This window comes from Exiguobacterium sp. s191 (assembly GCF_018618955.1).
In the GTDB taxonomy this organism is placed as follows: domain Bacteria; phylum Bacillota; class Bacilli; order Exiguobacteriales; family Exiguobacteriaceae; genus Exiguobacterium_A; species Exiguobacterium_A abrahamii.
On the sequence record NZ_JACSNC010000001.1, the window covers coordinates 888,113 to 908,971 of the forward strand.

Sequence of the window (20,859 nt, forward strand, 5' to 3'; positions counted from 1 at the left end):
GTGATTCCTGTCGGTGCCATCGTCTTTATTGTCGTCATTGCGCGTAAGGCTTCAAAAATCGATGCTGAAAAGTAAGGAGACTCCAATCAGGGAGTCTTTTTTTATTGGCTTCTGTTGGTACTTTATTCACGCGATTTCCCTATTGTGCAAAAACATAACGTCACCCATTTCTATGGTATAAAGGAACTAGGCGAAAGACCTAATATTAGGAAATCATGGAGGGACAGATGAGACAAAGAACCGTCATGACTTTACTTGCACTCAGTCTACTGCTTACCGTATGTATGATGAAAAAACCAACGTTGACGCCAAAAGCCAGTACCATCGATCTCACCATCGCCGTCGTCGGAACAGCTCCAGTTCTTACGCAATCACCGGATTTCCACTCGATTGATCTGCAGGAGATCAAAGGAGATTTACGACGATACGACGCCGTCATGATTATGCCGGAGTACTTACATCAGGCAGCGGGACGTGACTATGCTACCGTCTACCGGAAGGCGCAGATTCCCTTTTTCTTTATCGGCTCTCAAAAATCCGTCGAACCGTTTCTTGATCCGAGTCTCTCCTATGAGGAAAGCATCTCGGTGCCGAATCCGACGTTTGCGGCTGGTATGCTCTATGACGATACACAAGAGACGACCTGGTTATTTGGTGAGGGGATCGAACGACCGAATCGGTCAGAGCAACTGAAGATCTATCAATCAATCTTTCAAACGATTGAACAGAGTCACTTAATAAAGTAACGCTTGAATGAAACAGACCGAAGCGCTCGGAAGTACATCCATTTCCGAGCGCTTCGGTCTATTATTCGTCAATCGAGTTGTTTCGTCGGAGCTAAGACGATTTCTCGAATATTGACATGTTGCGGCTGCTCAAAGGCGAATAAGACAGTGTCCGCGACGACTTGCGGATCGAGTCCACCGTCAATCGACTGTTTCCATTCGTTATAGCCGTCCTTGATCGCATCACTTGTCGTATGACCGAGTAATTCCGTCTCGACGACACCTGGTGCGATCGTCATGACGCGGACACCGTGAGACGCGACTTCACCTCGCACGTTCTCACTCATCGCGTGGACGGCGAATTTCGTGCCGACGTACGCGGCGTGGTCTGCGAACGTCTTTTTACCGGCAATCGAGCTGATGTTGATGATCGTGCCGGTCTTCCGTTTCACCATCGAGGGAAGGACAGCTTGCATCCCGTGTAAGACACCGAGCGCGTTGACGTCAAACATCTCTTCCCATTCTTCCGCATCTTGTGTCTCAATTTGACCGAGTAACATCCGTCCTGCATTATTGATGATGGCTTCGACCGGTCCGAACGCTTCCGTCGCGTCTGCTAAAGCAGCATCGAGGGCAACTCGGTCGGTGGCTGCGACTTGGCGAATCAAGACATCGTCTGAAGCAAGGCTCGCCAGACGATCAATTCGTCGTCCGAGCAATAAGACGCGGTACCCTTTCTGAATGAACGTTCGCGCAATCGCATGCCCGATTCCTGACGTAGCACCGGTGATGGCAATGAATCCTGTTTTCATGATATCGTCTCCTTATTTGATATGATAAATTGAAGATAACAGAGGGAAACCAATCCGAGAAGTACGCACTTTTAGGTCAGTCGGTTACCTTTTGGTAAGGGAGGGAACGGTATGCCGTATCTAAATGAGTTCGATGCGACGATGCGTCAGATTCAAGGCAAGTGGAAAGTGATGATCTTGTACGAGCTGCATGAGGAAGGTGCGGTACGTTTTAATACACTGGAGCGTTATATCCAGGACGTCTCACCGAAGACGCTGACACAGCAACTGAAGCAACTCGAACAAGATGGCTTGATTATGCGGACCGTCTACCCGGAAATCCCACCTCGTGTTGAGTATGCGTTAAGTGCAAAAGGTGTTTCCTTGATTCCCTTACTTGATGCGATCTGCGACTGGGGACTCGCGACGACACCACGCAACCAATTGATGCGCACCTTATGCGACGAGGAAGCCCCTGCTCCATGAGCAAGGGCTTTTCGTTAGCGTTCGATTTGTTCTCTTACTTGACGGCGGAACGTCTGAATGTCGTAGGCCGGTTCACTTGGACTGAACTCAATCCCGTCGATCAGTCGAGCGTTTGGTGACGCATCCGGGAACTCGATCCGTGTCAGCCATTCAAGCGTCGTCTCTTCATGACGTCTTGGGAAGGCTTGCTCGAGTTGAGAAGCAATCTTCAGAAGCGGATGATGGCTATGCCGCTTTGGCGCATGCGCCCGTACCTGCTTGGAGTGCCTGACGGTTTGTTCTCTTTCGATCGCTATGACTTTTCGCTTCCGGATGACATAAAGTGTAACTGCAACTAAGATCACCGTCAGAAGCGTCGTTGCGATCCAAATCCAATCCGGTGTTCCTGCCTGGACGGCAGCTTGCTCCACGTCTTGAACACCTTTGATATTCTCTAGCCCCATTGCCCGGTTCGTCATCGTGTCCGCTTCCCGACCAAGTGGTTCCGTCCAAAGGAACAATGAACCGAATGCTTCAAATAGCGGACGAATCGCACTCGTGACGGATCCGACGAGCGCTTCTTTCGTGAGACGGAAGACAACAGCTATGATCAGCCCCGCGCTGAGGACCAGCGCGATCGTCGGGAAGATACGCCGCCATTCTGTCATGTAGGTGACGACGAATGGATACGCAATGACGAAGACCAAAATTAAAAAGGCGCCAATTGGTGGTGTCACTCCCGGGAACAATACCATCACGACGCCGATGACCATCGCACTCGTAGCGTAACGCCACGCCGAATCGACCGTATCAAGAAACGCGGTCCAGGCGACGAAGACAAGGGCTAAGACGCTAGCTACGGGAGAGAGGAAAAACAAGGACCCCGCTACGAGTAACTGTAATCCGATTCGAAGCGAACGATGTGGTACGAAGGCGAGTGCCGGAAGAGCGAGCGCGAGATAGAACGGAACCGGTAACAGACTCGCAAGGAATATCCACCAGAGAATCATGCGCTCACTCCTTTCTGCCGGTGACCGAGGTGAATCTCCGCCGTCGTCGACGGCACACTACGTTGCAATCGCTTCGTGAAGTACCGGCGTTCGAGCGGTAGATCGTATTCGGAAATCCGGGCAAGGCATTCCATCGTCCGTAGGAATTGATGTTTTCCCATCCCAGACGGAACATGGTACCACTGCCCGGATCGGTTGACCATCGAAATCCAGAGGCTGTAGGAAGCCCCTTGTTTCTCGAGTTCACGGATGATCGTCGCGGCACGCGATAATAGTTTCTCGAAGTCCGAGCGGAGAGCGAGTCCGTCTGCGGACAAGCCATCGACGATGACGGCATAATCATGGTTACGTTTCCGGTCATATTGATACGAGTACAGTTCATTCGTCTTCGCATAAGCGGACCAGTAGATCGACTTCGCATCTCCGGAGTAGGGGACGACGGAGTGGAAACTCGAGCGATCGGTGAACGGACTCGAGCGATCAATCGTCTCACCGGGAATCATCCGTTCATTCCACTCGACCGACGCTGGTGCAAAGTCAGGGAAGACGTGACCCAGCTCTTGGATATCAAGCGTCACATAGATTGTGATCAAATGAAACGGATCCGAGATCATGACGTCAAACGACTGAATCCGAATCGTTCCTCGGTGAGCGGCAATGACATCGATTGAAAACGGCACGATCGTCTGTTTGTTGACATATAAGTGTTGACGCCAAAATTGACTACTCGCATCAGGAAGCTTGATCTGATCCCCGAGCAAGCCAGAAATCGTGATGCGACCGAGTGGTAACTTCGTTGGGTTCGATAACTCGAACGGTATCTGGATCGTTTCCTCTCGAAAAGCGCGAACGGTCTCAAGGAGGCGGACGCGAATCCGCTTCGCAACGTATTCGAGATAATACGGCATCACCCAGCCATATAATGTATAGGCGAGTAATAAAGCCGCAATCCAGACAGGACCATAGAGTCCGACGATGACGCCGCTTGCACCTGTCATCGTAAGAATGATGAGGTTAAAGCCTTTTGGTATGATCAATTGCATGATTACACCTCAGTTGGAACAGTGAGTGAATCGAGGACCTGCTCGACGAGACGTTCGTTCGATAGCTTCAGCGTCGCTTCGAGCGTCAAGACGAGACGGTGGGCAAGCAATGGCGTCGCCAAGTGCTTGACGTCCTCTGGTGTGACGTACGTCCGCTCCTGCATCCAGGCCCGTGCTTTCGCGGCTTTTAAGAGTGCGAGCGTCGCTCGTGGACTCGGTCCGATCTCAACGTCACGATGGGCGCGGAGTGCGTCACAGACATCGAGTAAGTAGTTTTCGACGCTATCTTCGATTGAGACGGCGACGACTTCCTCTTTCCAGTCATTGAGTTGTTCGAGCGGAATCTGTAGTTCGGCCGCGGTTAAGTGTGCTCCACGTAATAATGCCTTCTCCGCCTGACGTGTCAGCGGAGCGAACGACAACTTGAACAAGAAACGGTCGAGTTGGGCATGCGGCAGTGGGAATGTGCCGTGTCCATCGAATGGATTTTGTGTCGCGATGACAAGAAAGTGTTGCGGTAACGTATAAGACGTATCCCCGATCGTCACTTGTCCTTCCGCCATTGCCTCGAGCAATGCTGACTGTGTCCGTGGCGTCGTCCGGTTAATCTCATCGACGAGGACGATGTTCGCGAACAGCGGACCAAACCGTTGTTCAAACGATCCTGTCAGCGGGTTGAACAGCTCCATCCCAAGTAGATCGGTCGGTAACGTATCCGCTGTACATTGAACACGTGAGAACTTCGCTTCGAGTGTCTGCGCCAGTGCTTTTGCTAGTGTCGTCTTACCGGTCCCCGGACGGTCTTCGAGCAACACATGACCTTCTGCGAGCAAGCCCATCAATAAATGATCAATCACATCGTCCTGACCAAGGACAGATTGTTTGAGTGATGTACGTAACGTTTGAAACATGGATGATTCCCCCTTTAAGATGCATCGTATTTCTAAAGTGTACGAAAATTCAGAAAAAACCGCTAGTGATTTTCCAGGAATCACGCATAAAGAAATACGTCTATCTTTTATACTACCAGTTTCATCCAAAAGTTTCGTGAAATATCAAAAAAATTGAAACAGGATTATGAAGTTACTTAGCGAATAGAAGGATATAGTCATCGGAATAGGGAGGATGGACAGATGAAACCACACACTACCGAATCGAACTCTACTCTAAACCAGCAACAGGATGTTGCTCACAGTCCTATTGACGAGTATCAACGTATTGTTGCCGGAGGACCTCCGAATCGTCGAGCCTTTGCCGCGATTCGTCGGCTCCCATTCGGATTACGTTTGCTGACGTATACGCTCGGTTCCTTATTCACAGCAGGCATCCTCGCTGGTCTCGTCATCAGTCTACTCGGTTAAAAAAGACTCCCTCAGCATTCCGAGGGAGTCTCATCATTCTTCAAAGAGATCATCCATCAACTCGGAGATCTCTTTTTTACGTGCGTTCGTCTCATCGCGTAAGATCCGAATCGAACGTCCGGTCCAGTCGAGTCGGTCGCCGATCGTCGCCTGGCGCGGCAAACGACTTTTCGGTAATGTGATCGTCTCGCGGTCGTCGGTTTCGCAAATCGCTAGATCGTCTTCAAAATCAGCTAGGGTCAATCGCATCTGATGCACCTCCACGTCTTGTTATTCCGGTCGTAAATCGGTCCGGTTCGATTCCTTGATGCCGTCACCAGTCGAGATATACTGGATCGTACCGCTTTGATCGGTTCGGTCAATCGTAATCCGTTCTGTTTTCAGTTCCTGTAAGACGGAGGGGCGTGGGTGACGATAGGCATTGTCCTTCCCGGCTGAGATCAACGCTCGCTTCGGATCAACGGCTTGTAGGAAGGGCAGGGAGGACGATGTGTCTGCTCCGTGATGCCCAAGCTTCAAGACATCGGCGCTAAGATCGACATCTGACTCGAGCAATTGTCGTTCCGTCCGGATCGGTGCGTCGCCCATGAAGAGGAACCGGTCCTGTCCATGTTCGACCCGCAGGACGGCACTCCAACTGTTAAGATCCTGTGTCCCGTCCGTTAGGGGTGCAAGGAACGTAAAGCGTGCGGCTTCACTCGGTATCTTAAGACCCGCCTTAACCGACTTGATCGTCACTCCTTCGCGTTTGACGGCTAGAAGGAAATCGCGGTACGTCTCCGTCGTATGCGTGACACGCGGGGCATAGACGCTGTCGACTGGAAAGGCATCGAGGACGGTATCGAGTCCACCGATATGATCGGCGTCCGGATGTGTCGCGATGATTGCTGTTAAGCGTTTAACTCCCAATTCTTGCAGGTAGCGGACGACATCCTCGCCTTTACCGTTATTCCCACCGTCAATCAAGATCGCGTCTTCCTTCGTCCGGATGAACGTGCTATCTCCTTGACCGACGTCAAAACCATAGACCTCCATCTGTCCTGCCGTTGGGGCAGGGGGCTCTTCATCCCGGGTCGTGTAGAAGATGACGATCAGGCAGAGGGCTAACAGAATCGTTGAGCCCCATTTCAGCATGTCGGTTCCTCTTTCTCGAACAGATAGAGCATACCGTTGCGCGGATGACCGAACCGGGGTCCCCGATAACCGCGACGCTTCAAGGCAGCCCGCATCAGAATCATCATGCCGCCGTGCCCAACAAGTAAGACCCGTTCGTCATCCTCGAACATCAATTGATTCAACAGGACCTCGATCCGTTCATTCGCATCCTTGATCTCCGCTTGAATCCGTTTGCTGAACGGGGCTGCCAGTCGACCGAGGACCGCCCAGCCAAGAAACGGTAACCGGAGATTCGAGCGAATCGTCGGAAACGGTACTTCCCGCAGTAAATCCGTCACGATGATCTCTTGATCGTAGACGCTCTTCGCCGTCTGGACGGCACGCGGCATGCTACTGGCATAACAGACTGTCCAGTCGATCTGACCGAGCTCGACCGGTTGAATATCGATGTCTGACGTATCATACCGTTCAATCCATTTTTCAATATCGCTGGCGCTGATCCAGCCTTTCGTCGGGTATCCTTCCGTCACCCGGTGATGTCTCACTAATCCAATTTGTTTCATACTTCGTGCGACGGTCAAGACCGTCTCCCTCACTTTCATTCATCGTTTAGAGTGCAACGCGAATCGCAAGTCCACATAAAATCGCACCTAAGATACTGAGCAAGCTCCCGATGATGTAATATTCCGCAAAGCGGCGATCTTCAAACTGTTTAAAACGTGCCAGTGCCTTCAAAGCAATGATGAACCCGATGGCTCCCGTTGCGTTCGTGACGACGAGCAGGGTAATGATTGCCCGTTCGACGAGACCGATATAACGCCCGATTCCGTTTAATTCCGTCGTATAACTGCGCGCAGAATCTTCGACTTCATGTGTGACGGTCCGCGAAACGCCGTCTAATTGCTCCTTACGTGTCACTTTTCGCTCGAAATGCGCTTCGATCAAGCGCGGAGCAAATGGTGCGAGCATTAAAGCAATCCCGTGACCGAGTAACTCCGTCGTCACTAAACTAAAGCACAGAATCCATAGAATTTGCTCCGGACGTGAGAACGACAACGACCAATCAATCGGTACGAACACCCATGTCAAGGCGATGATGGCAGCGATATGTAACGCTTGATCGATCCAGTACGCCGCCGCTTGCTTGACGCGACGTTTGAGCGGGGAGGCATCGAGTAGGGCGTGAAACACGAGAATACTTCCGCCAAGCCATCCGGCAATGTCGATGGTTAATACTCCTCGGATGACGAAGAACGCAAGGACAAGTAGCATCAGAGCTGCATGAACAGCAAGATGTTGGAGCAAGATCCGTTGGTGTCGGTGTTTCAGGAGCGCCATCCGTCTCGTCTGTAATGGAAAATCAGCAAGTAGATGGACAAGGATAAGGCTAAGTAAGACAGTCACCGAATCGCCTCCCAGACTTGGAATTGCTCCAGCGCCTGTACCAAGGCAGCTTCAAGACGCTTCCGTTGCTTACGCTGCGAGCGGGAGACGAGTTTTGCGACATTCGCGCGGGCATCCTGTTCCTTAAAGCCCATCTTCAGACCAATCTCTTCATACGTATCATCTGGATATTGATCCATCAACCGGTGCAGTTCAATCTGACGGTCCGTTTTCCCGAAATACGCTGGATAAAGCATCTCGAGATAGCCATTCAGCAGGGTGGTCGGTAAGTAGGGCGGTCCAGCAAAGGCGATCCGTGACGGAAGTGTCTTCGCCAATTCCTGCGCTTCAAAAGCGTGAATGATCGCACTACCATTGGCTTCTTCAGCTTGAGTCGTCGAAATCGTCTCATACTGACCAAATCCGATCCCGATGTAACCCGGTAATTCTTGATTCAATAAGTGCAGCATGACCGGATAACTAACCGGATAATCCGCAAATACAGCTAGTAAGCTATCACCGGATTTGATTTGGAACGGAACGATACTCGTTGGAAATGCCGTATTCAGATTGTTCGCGAGTTCTCGGAGCGCTTGAAGTAATGCTTCTTTGCTCGGATAGTCGCGGGAGCCTTTGACATCAAACGACAAGGCAACAGCTTGCATGACGATTCCTCCTGTTCATTTGTTGCCACAATCATGGAAACATTTGATTTGTTACCGTTAAAAAGGTAACATTCGCGGTGTTACTGTTATTAGAGTAACAAAGAATGAGGAGGAAGACCAACAGGACGATAGACCGATTTTTACACGACAGGGGGAATGGATGAATCTGACTAAAAGATCATTTTTTTATTCAAGTTAACATAACATATATTATCAATAGTTATAAGATTTTGTCTCATAATCAGGGTAAACTTAAGATAGTGAGACAAAACAAAAAAACACGGAATTAACCGTGTTTTCGACAATCATACGGACGTGTCCGTTCCAATCGATGAATCAAACGATCCAGGAATATATGATGGCGGCGTTCAAGTTGCGTGATCCGATCAAGTGGCAACCACGCGAAATCAAAGAAATCACCGCAATCCTGACCATCACCAGCCACACAATGCGTCCAGCGATTCTCTTGGCATTCGATGTGCGCATGATAGAAATACGTGTAATGGACCCGCATTCGCTCCGGATAGCGCATCTCTTCTTCGCCGATGTACTGGACGGATGCTAACGAGAGACCACTTTCCTCAAGCGTCTCACGGACAGCTGCTTCTTTTGCGATTTCAGCATCTTCGATCGTACCTGCGGGGATCTGCCAATCACTCTCAGGAGCCGATTGTGGATGAAAAACAAGTAGTTCCCATCCGTTAGGTTTTTCCCGAGTGATATAGATTGCTACTTTTTCGCGACGTCTGAATTTCATCTTCATCACCTCTCCAAGGTCGGCAGATTGCACAACAAGCAGCTAAAGGGACGGTCCCGTAGCTGCTTGATCAATTGACGCTATAAGCAAAGCTGCGGAGACGCGTGACCCGACGCTTGTTCGTGACGAATCGTGACCTGACTATTTCTTCTATTGTAGCCGTTATTGGTCAGTGTTTCAATTTGTAAACGATATTTATAGCGATAAATCTCAAAATTCCCCCTCTCCTGCCCCGCTAGATCTAAAAAAGCTCCCCCGTTATCCGGAGGAGCCTCGTCTTATCGTGTATACCAGTCGAGCAAGGGACCGAATTTCTCTTCATCATAGGCAAATGAACCGTTCGACAAGCGGTCGAGGAACGATAACGAACCGATTTGGATCGTTTTCTCTTGCTCTTTTCCGCTGAGGACCAATTCTTTCGCTTGTGTGACGTCGATCAATGCTGCGACCTGGTGTGGTTTTGATTTCAAATCACGTAGCAACTGTAAGCCACGGAGCGCACGGCTCGAGACTTGGAACTGATCCGCAAGACGCATCTTCTTCAAGGCACCCCGTTGCGTCAAGAGGACGATCTGTGGCGCTTCCTTGAAGCCGATCGCACCCGCGACGACGTCCTGATCCTTGAGGTTGATTGCTTTAACACCAGCAGCCCGAACACCAACGACCGGAACGTCATCTTCCGTGAACCAGAGCCCAAAACCGTTCTGTGTCGCAAGGAACAGCTCCGTTTGACCCGTTGAGACCTGGGCGTACAAGACTTCGTCGTCTGCCTTCAGACGGACGCCTTGGAGCGGTTTTGACTTCCGCTGGGCGTTGTAGTCACTCAGTTTCGAACGTTTGACCATCCCTTGACGGGTGACGAACAAGCAATGCTGTGCTTCGTCGAACGAACGAACGAGATCTGCGGAGAGGACCCGGTCACCCGGTTCGAGTGGGACGAGGTTCGCGACGTGTTGACCGCCATCCTTCCATTTCGTATCCGGTAATTGGTGGACCGGAATCAGCAAGTAATTCCCGCGAACGGTCCAGACGATCAAGTGATCCGTCGTCATCGCTTGCCCTTGGAGCAACGGACGATCCTGTTCCTTCAAATCCGGTAAGTCGTTCGAAGCACCGAATGAACGGAGCGACGAGCGTTTGACGTACCCGTTTTTCGACAGGAAGACCATCGTTTCTTCGACAGCGATCATGACTTCCGTCTTCAGCTTCAGTTCTTCAACTTCCGCTTCGATCGTCGAGCGACGTTTGTCCGCGACTTGTTCCTTCAAGACTGTCAATTCCTTGATGATGAGACGATTACGTGTCTTTTCATCGTTAAGGATCTTCTCAAGACGAGCGATTTCCTTCTCGAGTTTCGCTGCTTCTTCCTGCAACTCGACGATATCGGTATTCGTTAACCGGTAAAGTTGGAGCATGACGACGGCTTCCGCTTGGCGGTCCGTAAAGTTGAAGCGCGTGATCAGCTTCTCCTTCGCGTCCGCTTTGTTCGACGCAGATCGGATCAAGGCAAGTGTCTCATCGAGGACAGAGATTGCTGTCATCAAGGCAGAAACGACTTCCTGACGGCGTTTCGCTTGTTCGAGGTCAAACGCTGTCCGGCGGATGACGACTTCCTTGACGTGTGCGAGATAGGCGTCGAGGAGTGTCAAGACGCCCATTTGCCGCGGTGTCCGCTCATGGATCGCGACCATGTTGTAGTTATAAGCGATTTGTAAGTCAGTTTGTTTGAGGTAGAAGTGTAAGACACCTTCCGCGTCTGCTTCCTTCTTCAACTCGATGACGACGCGTAAGCCGTCGCGGTCGGTCTCATCACGAACTTCAGCAACCCCTTCGACCTTTTTATCGAGACGGAGTTCTTCCATCCGTTTGACGAGATTCGCTTTGTTGACCTCATACGGGAGCTCCGTGATGACGATTTGCTGACGACCGCCACGCAGTGTCTCAATCGTTGAGCGCGAGCGGATGATGACTTTCCCGCGTCCTGTCTCGAACGCCTTCTTGATGCCGTCAAGCCCTTGGACAACACCACCAGTCGGGAAATCAGGACCTTGCATGTGCGTCAACAAGTCATCGACGTTCTGGACCGTCCCTGAGATCCGACCAATCGCAGCATCGAGGACTTCTCCCGCGTGGTGCGGTGGAATCTCAGTTGCGTAACCAGCGGAAATCCCCGTCGAACCGTTCATCAACAAGTTCGGCAGGAGCGACGGTAAGACGAGCGGTTCTTCCGTCGTATCATCGAAGTTCAGCGTGTAATCGACGGTTTGTTTGTTGATCCCGTCGAGAATCAAGCTCGAGACTTTCGAAAGACGAGCTTCCGTATACCGCATTGCTGCCGCGCTATCGCCGTCGATTGATCCGTTGTTCCCTTGCATATCGATCAGCGGGTAACGGAGTTTCCACTCTTGGCTCAAGCGGACCATTGCTTCATAGACCGATGAATCACCGTGCGGATGGTAGTTACCGATGACGACACCGACCGTCTTCGCCGATTTCCGGTAAGCACGGTCGAACAGGTTGCCTTCCGTATGCATCGCATACAAGATGCGGCGTTGAACCGGTTTCAGACCATCCCGGGCATCCGGTAAGGCACGATCTTGGATGATATATTTCGAATAACGACCAAACCGGTCGCCGACGACTTGCTCGAGCGACAGGTTCAGGATGTTTTGTAGATTAGACATGTTCGTTCACACTCTCTTTCGTCACGTGCTCATTCTCGATGATCGAGAGGTCTTCCGCGAGACCGAAGGCGACATTGTCCTCGATCCACGTCCGGCGGTGCCCGACGTTATCGCCCATGAGGACAGAAACGCGTTTTTCCGCAACAGCAGCATCGTCGATCGTGACCCGAATCAACGTCCGTGTCTCAGGATCCATCGTCGTTTCCCAGAGCTGTGGTGCATTCATCTCCCCAAGTCCTTTGTATCGTTGGATCATATAACCTTTACCGAATTTCTTCGTCGTTTTCTTGAGTGTCTCTTCGTCCCAGACATATTCAAATTTCTCCGATTTGCCTTTCCCTTTTGAGACGCGGTAGAGCGGTGGTAAGGCAACGAAAATCTTCCCAGCGTCGATCAACGGACGCATGTAGCGGAAGAAGAACGTCAATAGCAAGACTTGGATATGCGCGCCATCGGTATCGGCATCCGTCATGATGATGACTTTGTCGAAATTACAATCCGACAAGTCAAAATCGGCTCCGACACCGCCACCAATCGCATGAATGATCGTATTGATCTCTTCATTTTTCATGATGTCAGCGAGTTTCGCTTTTTCCGTGTTCAAGACCTTACCACGGAGTGGAAGAATCGCTTGGAACGTCCGGTTTCGTCCTTGTTTCGCAGAACCACCGGCAGAATCACCCTCGACGAGGAACAATTCATTCTTGTCTGCGTTTTTCGAAGCAGCAGGTGTCAGTTTTCCGTTCAAGATGCTCGAGCGTTTCTTCTTTTTCCCGTTTCGTGCTTCTTCGCGGGCTTTCCGTGCTGCTTCACGAGCTTGTGCTGCGCGAATCGCTTTTTTGATCAACAGCGTCGCCGTTTGTGGGTTCTCTTCCAAGTATGTCGAGAGACGACGGCTGATGACAGCATCACAGCTTGTCCGTGCTTCCGGCGAACCGAGTTTCGACTTCGTTTGTCCTTCGAATTGGAGGAACTCTTCCGGAATCCGGATCGAGACGATCATCGTCAACCCTTCGCGGATATCATTTCCATCAAGGTTCTTATCCTTTTCCTTCAAGAGCGCATTCTTCCGGGCATATTCATTCATGACCCGTGTCATCGCCGTCTTCGCACCGACTTCGTGTGTTCCACCGTCGCGTGTCCGGACGTTGTTGACGAACGAAAGGACGTTTTCCGAGTACGCATCCGTGAACTGGAAGGCGATATCGACTTCGATCTCGTTTTCCGTACCTTCGAACGCGACCGTCGGATGCAGTGTATCTTTATCATCATTCAAGTACTGGACGAATTCGCTGACACCGTCTTGGTACTGGAAGATATCTTGTTTATCAGACCGTTCGTCCGTCAGCGTAATCTTCAGACCTTTCAGCAAGAAAGCGGATTCGCGTAAGCGTTCCGCGAGCGTATCGTAGTTGTATGTCAACGTACTGAAGATCGAGCCATCTGGTTTAAAGTAAACGCTCGTTCCTTTTTGACGCGTCGTACCCGTTTCCAGCAACGTCGTCTTCGGCATCCCACCGTTTTCAAACGTTTGCTCATATTGTTTCCCGTCACGGAAGATCGTTACTTTCAAATCCGTTGATAAGGCGTTAACGACCGACGCCCCGACGCCGTGTAAGCCACCGGACGTCTTATATCCACCTTGACCGAACTTACCGCCAGCGTGAAGGACCGTGAAGATGACTTCAGCAGTCGGCTTTCCCGATGCATGCATCCCCGTTGGCATTCCACGTCCATGGTCACGGACCGTGATTGCATTATCTTTATGAATCGTGACGTCAATTTGTTCCCCGAATCCTGCAAGTGCCTCATCGATTGCGTTATCGACGATCTCGTAGACGAGATGGTGAAGTCCACGGTGATCGGTTGAACCGATATACATACCTGGGCGCTTCCGGACTGCTTCGAGTCCTTCGAGCACCTGTATGGCATCATCATTGTAGTTATTTAAGTCTGTCGCCATTCATTTCACCTCAAAATTCGAAATTACGACGTCGTTTTTACAAACGTTCGTTCGTTATTTCAAGTAGTCTGTCTCTAATTGTAGGCATCTTCTTGCTTCCTGACAAGCATAACCTGTAAAGCGCATGAAAAAAGACACCTTCACGAACGGGTGAAGATGCCTGAAATCGTGCGATGACTCACAGATATTGATGCTCGATTTTGATGCAACGATTCTCAATATATGGAATACCAGCACCGAGTGCGAGACTTTCTGCTTCGACACTCGAGAGACCAAGCTGATTCCAAATCATCCCGACGTCACCGTGAGCAACAGCATCTTTGGCGACATCCGCTAAAAACTCAGACCGACGGAAGACGTCGACGATATCGATGTGTCCTGGAATGCTTGCGACGCTCGGATAGACTTTTTGACCGTTCCACTCGTTTAACGTCGGATTGACCGGAATGACTTCGTATCCATGTTGGACTAAGTAGTCCGCAATCCAGTTTGCGGTCTTTCCGGAATCACTCGAGACACCGACGACGGCAATGCGTTTGGCATCCTTCAAATACTGACGTGCTTGTTGATCGGTAATCATCTAGAACTCCCCCTTATGAAAATAACTCTTACCTAACACTCTATACCCGAACCGAGATGAAGTATGCGAAATCGAGCACGTTTTCGACGTTTTTCAGAAATCGTCTTGAAATCAAATGAGTCGACCAATGACCCGTTGAACGACTTCTCGATGCAACTGAGAGCGAAATTGAATATTCATTCTTTTTTGATGATTTAGGTGACATAATACTATTATTGTTATTAAAGAGAATGTTGTAGCTCAAAAACCATAAAAATAGGTTAAATTCTCACGTGCATCGAGTTGACCAACGACCCGTCCGATGCATTGTCGATGCAACTGAGCGCTCCCTGTCTGACAATTTAACGTTGCGTGAAATAACTATTTCACGCAAACAAGTGTCTGACGTACCAACGTTTGGTATACTACTACTAGAGGGGTGATTGTCGGATGAGTTTATTTAAAAACCTAGGAAAAACGATACATAAAACGACCGTTTCGGCTACAGCACCAGCGATTCCTGGTTATGAGCGGATGCCACGCTTCATTCAATCCTATTTGGATCAGTTAGCAGCAAAACATTTCTCGTTAGCGACGATGCGTCGGTACGTCTATGACTACGAAGCGTTCTTTCAATTCGTCGCAACGGCGTCGGGTGAAGAAGTAACGGCGCGCGAGATTCCGCTTGAAGCGTTCGTCGAAATCGATGCAGCGGGGATCGAAGCTTACGCTGAATACCTTGCCTTAACGAAACAAAATGCACCAAGCGTCATCAACCGGAAATTATCAGCATTACAGTCGTTGTTCCGTTATTTGGTCGATACAGGTCAGCTGTCAGAAAACCCGGTCGCAAAAGTCAACCGACCAAAACAAGCGAAACGGGAACCGGTCTACCTGACGAAACGCGAGTGGGACGAATTGATTCAGTTGTTACCATCGAACGTCGAGATGAATGCCCGGGAAGCGTCGCATTATGAACGTGATCGCGTCCGCGACGTGACGTTATTCCAACTACTCGGCTATAGCGGGATGCGTCTCAGTGAGATGACCCAACTCGTCTGGAATGATGTCGATTTCCACGAAAACACGCTCCGCGTCATCGGGAAAGGTAATAAAGAGCGACTGATTCCGCTCGCAAAACCTGCCCGGATCGCCTTACGCAAATACGCGATTCATTATCAGATGCCAACGAGCGGCGCCGTGCCTGTCTTCCAAAAACACGGGAAACCACTCAGTCCGCGGGCAGTCCAGCATATTTTGCAGCGGCACACGGAACGATTAAAGCCGGTCCTGCCCTTTTTAGAGCGCAAAAAAATTACACCGCATAAATTGCGTCATACGTTTGCGACACGTCTTGCAACCGGCGGGGTCGACGTTCTGACGATCCAGCAGCTACTCGGTCACGAATCCGTCGCGACGACGCAAGTCTATGCCCATATCGGTGATTCCGAGAAAAAGCGCGCCGTCGATTTATTCGATGGTGAACGATAATCATATTATGTCAACTAAAGGAGGGATAGCATGAATTATGGGCTCAGTGAACGCAAAATCAAACAGATGTCTGATGCCTATGCCTTTCGACGGGGAAAGAAGTATGTCGCCGCTCGAAAGGTCACGTTGCATAATTATCGAATGGGCTACGAGCTGATCGAAGCGAGTGTCGACGGTGAGGAACGATTCACGGTCACCGTCCGCGTCAAAGCGCACGGTGTCGACGCCGGCTGTAATTGTCCGTCGCTTGCGATGGATACGTCATTTTGCGGACATATCGTCGCCGTTTTGCTGGCGATGCATCATGTACAGGCGCACGGTACACCGACGCCGCTATCGCCGCAAATCCGTCCCTTCACGGCGATCCAAGTCGATGACGCTGGCGCGCGCCATTATTTACGCAGTCTCACACCGGATCGTCGGGTGGCGATTCATTTCGAACTGACAGGACCCGTCGTGACACTCAAACGATTGACGGACAATCAGCAGCATCAACTGTCCCTGCCCTACTTCGATCGTCTCCTTGGACAGACGGAGTATTTGCAGCGACTCGCCGATGTTTCGTTCAGTCCTGATTTACAAGAACGAATCGTTTCCGGGACACCAATCGTCAAGTTGCACCTTGACCGAACGGCTCAGGAAGTCGAAGTCCGCGTGTCGTTTGACTATCAAGGGATTCAGCTGAATCCGCTCGATGAGACGATTTACGCTGGACGGGATCAGGTAACGGAGCAAAGTGTCTTACGCTTCTTAAGTGAATTCCAAGCAACACCACGAGACATGCGATACATCATCACGAGTGACGCCGCGCAGTATGCCTTTCTGCGGAGTCTGCTTGACGAACGGGTTGCGCTCGGTCAACTGGAGTTATTTGCAACACAAGCGATCCGGACGACGTTACCAAAAGGTCCGTTCCATCCGCGAATCGAAGTCGACGTAACGGACCGCCTCGACTGGCTCGTGTTCAACTTTTCAATGGACGGGATTCCGGAAGACGAGCTGAAACGTGTCCTGAAGTCGCTCGTCTTACAAAAACGCTATCACCGCTTGAAATCCGGACAGTTCGTTTCTCTAGAAACACGGTCCTTCCAGCAGTTACAACGGGTTCTCGCCCAGATGGAAGCAAGTGAACGGGACTTACGCGACGGACGGATCGTCTTACCTGCCGTCCGGAACATGAAGCATCTGATTGGCGCTTCCGTCCTCCATCTTCACGCCGATTTGCTCGAGAAATGGCTTGAATTGAAATCCGGACAAGGATTCCAGCTCGACTTGCCGAATTCGTTAGAGTCACGACTCTATCCGTATCAACGAACGGGCATTCAATTTCTGAAGAATTTAGACGTGCTAGGATGTCACGGGATTTTAGCCGATGAGATGGGGCTCGGGAAAACGATTCAAGCGATTGGTTATGTCGCGACGATTCCTGACCGTCGCGCGCTCATCGTCGCACCGGCATCACTGCTCCGCAACTGGGAGGCAGAACTGAAACGCTTTTTACCCGGTCGATCGGTGCATGTCGTCACTGGTTCTCAAGCCAGCCGACTCCGCGAACTGGAGCACTTACCTGACGATACGGTGACGATCGTCTCCTATACGACGCTTCGGACCGACGTCCGTCGCCACCCCGTATATGACGTCATCTTCTTTGATGAAGCACAGCATTTGAAGAATCCGCAGTCACAAACGGTCAGTCAACTGCGGCATCTGCAAGCAAAACGACGGTTCGCCTTAACGGGCACACCGCTCGAGAATCGACCGCGCGACATCTGGTCGATCTTCCATGTTCTGTTTCCAGAATTACTGCCGGATTTAGCGACGTTTGAGAAATGGTCGTTTGATGACATGCAACAGTTCATCCAACCGTTCTTATTACGGCGTGAGAAACAAGATGTCTTACAGGATTTACCGAAGAAACAGATCGAGCATCATTATGTCGAGCTCGGTCCGAACCAAAAACGCTTATATGCGTCGTATCTCGCCAAATTGCAACTCGAGACGCTGCAACACTTAGACGAGACGAAACGCGAAGATCGTCTGAAATTACTGGCTGGGTTAACGCGGTTGCGGCAAATTTGCAACGATCCGGGATTATTCGTCGAGGAGTACACAGGGGAAGCAACGAAACGAACGCGTCTACTCTCATTAATTGCCGAAAAACGGGCAGCCGGAAAGCGGATCTTGATTTTCTCGCAGTATACACAAATGCTCGAACGCATTCGCTCGGATCTCGCGCAACGTCACCTCCCCCACTTCCTGTTGACGGGTGAGACACCACTCGAAGACCGGTTTGCGTTATGCGATCGGTTCAATGACGGTGAAGTCGATCTCTTCTTGATTTCCCTGAAAGCCGGTGGAACGGGACTGAATCTCGCGTCTGCTGATACCGTCATCCTCTTTGACAGTTGGTGGAATCCGGCCGTCGAACAACAGGCAGCCGATCGCGCTCACCGGCTTGGACAACAGTCCGACGTGACGGTCATCAAACTGCTGACACGCGGAACGATCGAAGAAAAGATGACGGAATTACAAGATCGAAAAGCTCAGATGGTCGATGCCGTCCTGACGGCTCCAGACAGTGATGCCCTGACCGTCAAGGAACTCGTACATCTCGTAGAAACAAAGGAGGAACATCGGTGATCCTTGATCTCCTGCTTGGTTACCTTATCGGTAGTATTCTTGGCGGTACGCTCTGGAAGTACGTCAGTCGTACCGATTTGGCACAGGTCGGTTCCGGAAACATCGGTGCCCGCAACGCCCATCGCGCCGGTGGGCTCCCGGCTTTTTTATTCGTGTACCTGTTTGATGCCGCGAAGACGGTTCTTGCACTACAGCTAACAGACGCATTTTATCCCGTCGCTCTTGCCGTACTTATCGGTCACTTGTTTCCGTTGTTTCATCCGCGACGCGGCGGTAAAGGGTATGCCGTATTTTCCGGAATCGTCTTCGCCATCACGCCGTGGGCATATCTTGCCGGACTAGGCATACTCGGTCTGTCTTATCTCGTAACGAAAGATAGCGTCAAAGCGGGGCTGATTCCGGTTGTTCTGCTCCCGTTACTCCCTGTCTACTTTGACGCGGTACCTATCAATATCTTGTGTACCGTTGCTGTAAGTCTACTTGTCCTGTGGGCTCATGATGCACTTCACAAGCCAGTCATTACATAAGGAGGACGTCTCATGATCGACTTTTCCATTGCCACCGCTTCGGACGCGGAAGCAATCAATGAACTGAACTACCTCACCTTCACGGAAGAGATTCCGCAACATCAACCGAACACCGAACGGAAACGGATTGACCGGTTTCATGATCAAAATACCTATCTGATCGGCAAGGAAGACGATCGACTCGTCGCGATGATTGCCATTCGGAAGCATCGTCCTTTTTCGCTTGAGGAAAAAGGCGTGACGCTAGATGAGACACTGACGGACCCAGCGGAAATCCGCTTACTCAGCGTTCGTCCCGAATACCGCAATAGTCGTACGTTCATGCAATTGATGCGCTTTTTGATGGTCTACTTGGAGCGGGAAACGATTGATCATGTCTATATCAGTGGTACGACACGGGAAGCTAAACTATATGCGCGGTTCGGCTTCACACCAATCGCAGCAACGCTCGGTAGTGGCGACGCCCAGTTCGTACCGATGTTGTTGTCGCGCGCAACATACGAAAGGTCCGTCATCGCGGACGTTTTACGTCCTCTGCATTTTCTAGCCGGTCCGGTCGAGGTTGCACCAACAGTCCGCCAAGCGGCGCAACAAGCACCGCGCCCGCATCGGACGGCTTCGATGCGCCAGCTCGATCAAGATTTACGTGGTCGGATGTGTCAGTTGCTGGATTTGCCACATGTCTCGATGGCTGTCGGCAGTGGCACCCTCGCCAACGATATCGTCGCACAACAACTGAGTGGACATGGGTTGATCCTAAACGGTGGTGAGTTCGGTCAACGCTTGATTGATCACGCGGCACGAGCTGGGAAGTCCTTTGATGTCCACTCGCTTCCACCCGGTCACCCGATCGACTTGGAACAACTCGCGAGTCAATTGCATCAAACGGAATACGACTGGATCTGGTTGACGCACTGTGAGACGTCAACGGGCGTCCTCTACGATCTCGATGCGGTAAAAGCGCTGTTAGAACAACGAACCGCACTCATCGTCGATGCGATCAGCGCCGTCGGAACCGGGCGTTTCTCGTATGCCGGCTGCAGATTCGTCACGACCGTCTCCGGAAAAGCAATTGGTGGTTTACCGGGTCTTGCGTTCATCGGTCACATAGATCGCGTCTTACCTTCTCCACGTATTCCACGTTATCTGGATCTCGGACTCTATGCGGAAGGCGTCGCCTTTTCCGGCTCATCGAACTTGTTGCTTGCTTGTCAGGCAGCGCTCGATGCCCTTGATCTCGATCAAGCCGCCATCAAGATGACTTATCTCGAACAGGCCGTTCGAGCGACTGGTTTTAACCTGCTTGCGACGCAAGAAGCACAAGCGCCGGGAATTCTGACGATCGTCCATCCGTCGGCAACCACTTTAGGAGACGCTCTCCGGATCCAGGGCTATCATGTTCAATATGAAAGCGACTATCTCGTCCGCAATCAATGGCTCCAAATCTCAACGATGGGACAGACGACGATGCGGCACATCGAACGTCTCATCCGAGTATTAGTCCGTGAAAACCAACGCATCACCATAAAAAATGAAAAAAATGAAAGACCTCTTAACCCTTGATTTCAAGCGGTTTGGAGGTCTTTCGACTTTAAAAAATAAAAAATAGAGGTTTAAGGATTTAAAACATAGGGGTATAAACTCACTAGCACCGCATCAAACGGTGACTTACTCACACA

At 50.8% G+C, this 20,859-nt stretch carries 20 protein-coding genes; 7 read left to right on the forward strand and 13 right to left on the reverse strand.

What is annotated here, in order from left to right; translation table 11 throughout:
• Positions 1–227 precede the first annotated feature (227 nt).
• On the forward strand, positions 228–746 hold the full coding sequence (locus KNQ09_RS04715) for a hypothetical protein (protein WP_064299881.1): 519 nt from the start codon (positions 228–230) through the stop codon (positions 744–746).
• A 68-nt stretch (positions 747–814) separates the two neighbouring features.
• On the opposite strand, the gene KNQ09_RS04720 is transcribed toward KNQ09_RS04715, so the two are convergent.
• Positions 815–1,537, reverse strand: coding sequence for an SDR family oxidoreductase (locus KNQ09_RS04720; RefSeq protein ID WP_064299880.1), 723 nt, complete (start codon positions 1,535–1,537; stop codon positions 815–817).
• A gap of 111 nt (positions 1,538–1,648) precedes the next feature.
• On the opposite strand from KNQ09_RS04720, the gene KNQ09_RS04725 reads away from it, so the two are divergent.
• Complete coding sequence (locus tag KNQ09_RS04725; protein WP_214857630.1) at positions 1,649–2,002, forward strand: winged helix-turn-helix transcriptional regulator; 354 nt, start codon at positions 1,649–1,651, stop codon at positions 2,000–2,002.
• A 14-nt stretch (positions 2,003–2,016) separates the two neighbouring features.
• Here KNQ09_RS04725 and KNQ09_RS04730 read toward each other — a convergent pair whose 3' ends face one another.
• The 3 genes from KNQ09_RS04730 to KNQ09_RS04740 are packed head-to-tail and all read right to left on the reverse strand — an operon-like array spanning position 2,017 to position 4,945.
• On the reverse strand, positions 2,017–2,991 hold the full coding sequence (locus KNQ09_RS04730) for a hypothetical protein (protein ID WP_214857632.1): 975 nt from the start codon (positions 2,989–2,991) through the stop codon (positions 2,017–2,019).
• Positions 2,988–4,034 carry a DUF58 domain-containing protein gene (locus KNQ09_RS04735; protein WP_214857635.1) on the reverse strand — a complete coding sequence of 349 codons (1,047 nt, stop codon included), beginning with the start codon at positions 4,032–4,034 and terminating at the stop codon, positions 2,988–2,990. Before KNQ09_RS04735 ends, KNQ09_RS04730 begins: the two co-directional genes overlap by 4 nt.
• A 2-nt stretch (positions 4,035–4,036) precedes the next feature.
• Entirely contained in the window at positions 4,037–4,945 is a 909-nt protein-coding gene (locus KNQ09_RS04740; RefSeq protein WP_058265957.1) for an AAA family ATPase, read from the reverse strand.
• 222 nt (positions 4,946–5,167) lie between these two features.
• Here KNQ09_RS04740 and KNQ09_RS04745 point away from each other — a divergent pair, with 222 nt between their 5' ends.
• Complete coding sequence (locus KNQ09_RS04745) at positions 5,168–5,395, forward strand: hypothetical protein (protein ID WP_058703407.1); 228 nt, start codon at positions 5,168–5,170, stop codon at positions 5,393–5,395.
• Positions 5,396–5,428: 33 nt separating this feature from the next.
• Here KNQ09_RS04745 and KNQ09_RS04750 read toward each other — a convergent pair whose 3' ends face one another.
• The 9 genes from KNQ09_RS04750 to KNQ09_RS04790 form a co-directional block, all read right to left on the reverse strand.
• Complete coding sequence (locus tag KNQ09_RS04750; protein ID WP_029341721.1) at positions 5,429–5,644, reverse strand: DUF3006 domain-containing protein; 216 nt, start codon at positions 5,642–5,644, stop codon at positions 5,429–5,431.
• A gap of 21 nt (positions 5,645–5,665) precedes the next feature.
• Positions 5,666–6,526, reverse strand: coding sequence for a ComEC/Rec2 family competence protein (locus KNQ09_RS04755; RefSeq protein ID WP_214858567.1), 861 nt, complete (start codon positions 6,524–6,526; stop codon positions 5,666–5,668).
• Positions 6,523–7,074 (reverse strand): histidine phosphatase family protein, encoded by a 552-nt coding sequence (locus KNQ09_RS04760; protein ID WP_195865045.1) that lies wholly within the window; start codon positions 7,072–7,074, stop codon positions 6,523–6,525. Before KNQ09_RS04760 ends, KNQ09_RS04755 begins: the two co-directional genes overlap by 4 nt.
• A gap of 46 nt (positions 7,075–7,120) precedes the next feature.
• Complete coding sequence (locus tag KNQ09_RS04765) at positions 7,121–7,915, reverse strand: DUF3307 domain-containing protein (protein WP_064299875.1); 795 nt, start codon at positions 7,913–7,915, stop codon at positions 7,121–7,123.
• Complete coding sequence (locus KNQ09_RS04770; RefSeq protein ID WP_064299874.1) at positions 7,912–8,559, reverse strand: hypothetical protein; 648 nt, start codon at positions 8,557–8,559, stop codon at positions 7,912–7,914. Before KNQ09_RS04770 ends, KNQ09_RS04765 begins: the two co-directional genes overlap by 4 nt.
• Positions 8,560–8,845: 286 nt before the next feature.
• Positions 8,846–9,316 carry an NUDIX domain-containing protein gene (locus tag KNQ09_RS04775; protein ID WP_231681758.1) on the reverse strand — a complete coding sequence of 157 codons (471 nt, stop codon included), beginning with the start codon at positions 9,314–9,316 and terminating at the stop codon, positions 8,846–8,848.
• 278 nt (positions 9,317–9,594) lie between these two features.
• Positions 9,595–12,000 carry a DNA topoisomerase IV subunit A gene (gene parC, locus KNQ09_RS04780; protein WP_064299873.1) on the reverse strand — a complete coding sequence of 802 codons (2,406 nt, stop codon included), beginning with the start codon at positions 11,998–12,000 and terminating at the stop codon, positions 9,595–9,597.
• Positions 11,993–13,963, reverse strand: coding sequence for a DNA topoisomerase IV subunit B (gene parE, locus KNQ09_RS04785; RefSeq protein WP_214857637.1), 1,971 nt, complete (start codon positions 13,961–13,963; stop codon positions 11,993–11,995). Before parE ends, parC begins: the two co-directional genes overlap by 8 nt.
• Before the next feature lie 178 nt (positions 13,964–14,141).
• Complete coding sequence (locus KNQ09_RS04790) at positions 14,142–14,543, reverse strand: CoA-binding protein (RefSeq protein ID WP_023468336.1); 402 nt, start codon at positions 14,541–14,543, stop codon at positions 14,142–14,144.
• 429 nt (positions 14,544–14,972) lie between these two features.
• Here KNQ09_RS04790 and KNQ09_RS04795 point away from each other — a divergent pair, with 429 nt between their 5' ends.
• Genes KNQ09_RS04795 through KNQ09_RS04810 form a run of 4 tightly spaced genes read left to right on the forward strand, consistent with a single transcriptional unit; the run spans position 14,973 to position 20,743 of the window.
• On the forward strand, positions 14,973–16,013 hold the full coding sequence (locus KNQ09_RS04795) for a tyrosine-type recombinase/integrase (protein WP_058703402.1): 1,041 nt from the start codon (positions 14,973–14,975) through the stop codon (positions 16,011–16,013).
• Between the two features lie 30 nt (positions 16,014–16,043).
• Positions 16,044–18,653 (forward strand): DEAD/DEAH box helicase, encoded by a 2,610-nt coding sequence (locus KNQ09_RS04800; protein ID WP_214857639.1) that lies wholly within the window; start codon positions 16,044–16,046, stop codon positions 18,651–18,653.
• Positions 18,650–19,180 (forward strand): glycerol-3-phosphate acyltransferase, encoded by a 531-nt coding sequence (locus tag KNQ09_RS04805; RefSeq protein ID WP_214857641.1) that lies wholly within the window; start codon positions 18,650–18,652, stop codon positions 19,178–19,180. The genes KNQ09_RS04800 and KNQ09_RS04805 overlap by 4 nt, the downstream gene beginning before the upstream one ends.
• Before the next feature lie 12 nt (positions 19,181–19,192).
• Positions 19,193–20,743 carry a GNAT family N-acetyltransferase gene (locus tag KNQ09_RS04810; RefSeq protein ID WP_214857642.1) on the forward strand — a complete coding sequence of 517 codons (1,551 nt, stop codon included), beginning with the start codon at positions 19,193–19,195 and terminating at the stop codon, positions 20,741–20,743.
• The last annotated feature ends 116 nt before the right edge of the window (positions 20,744–20,859 follow it).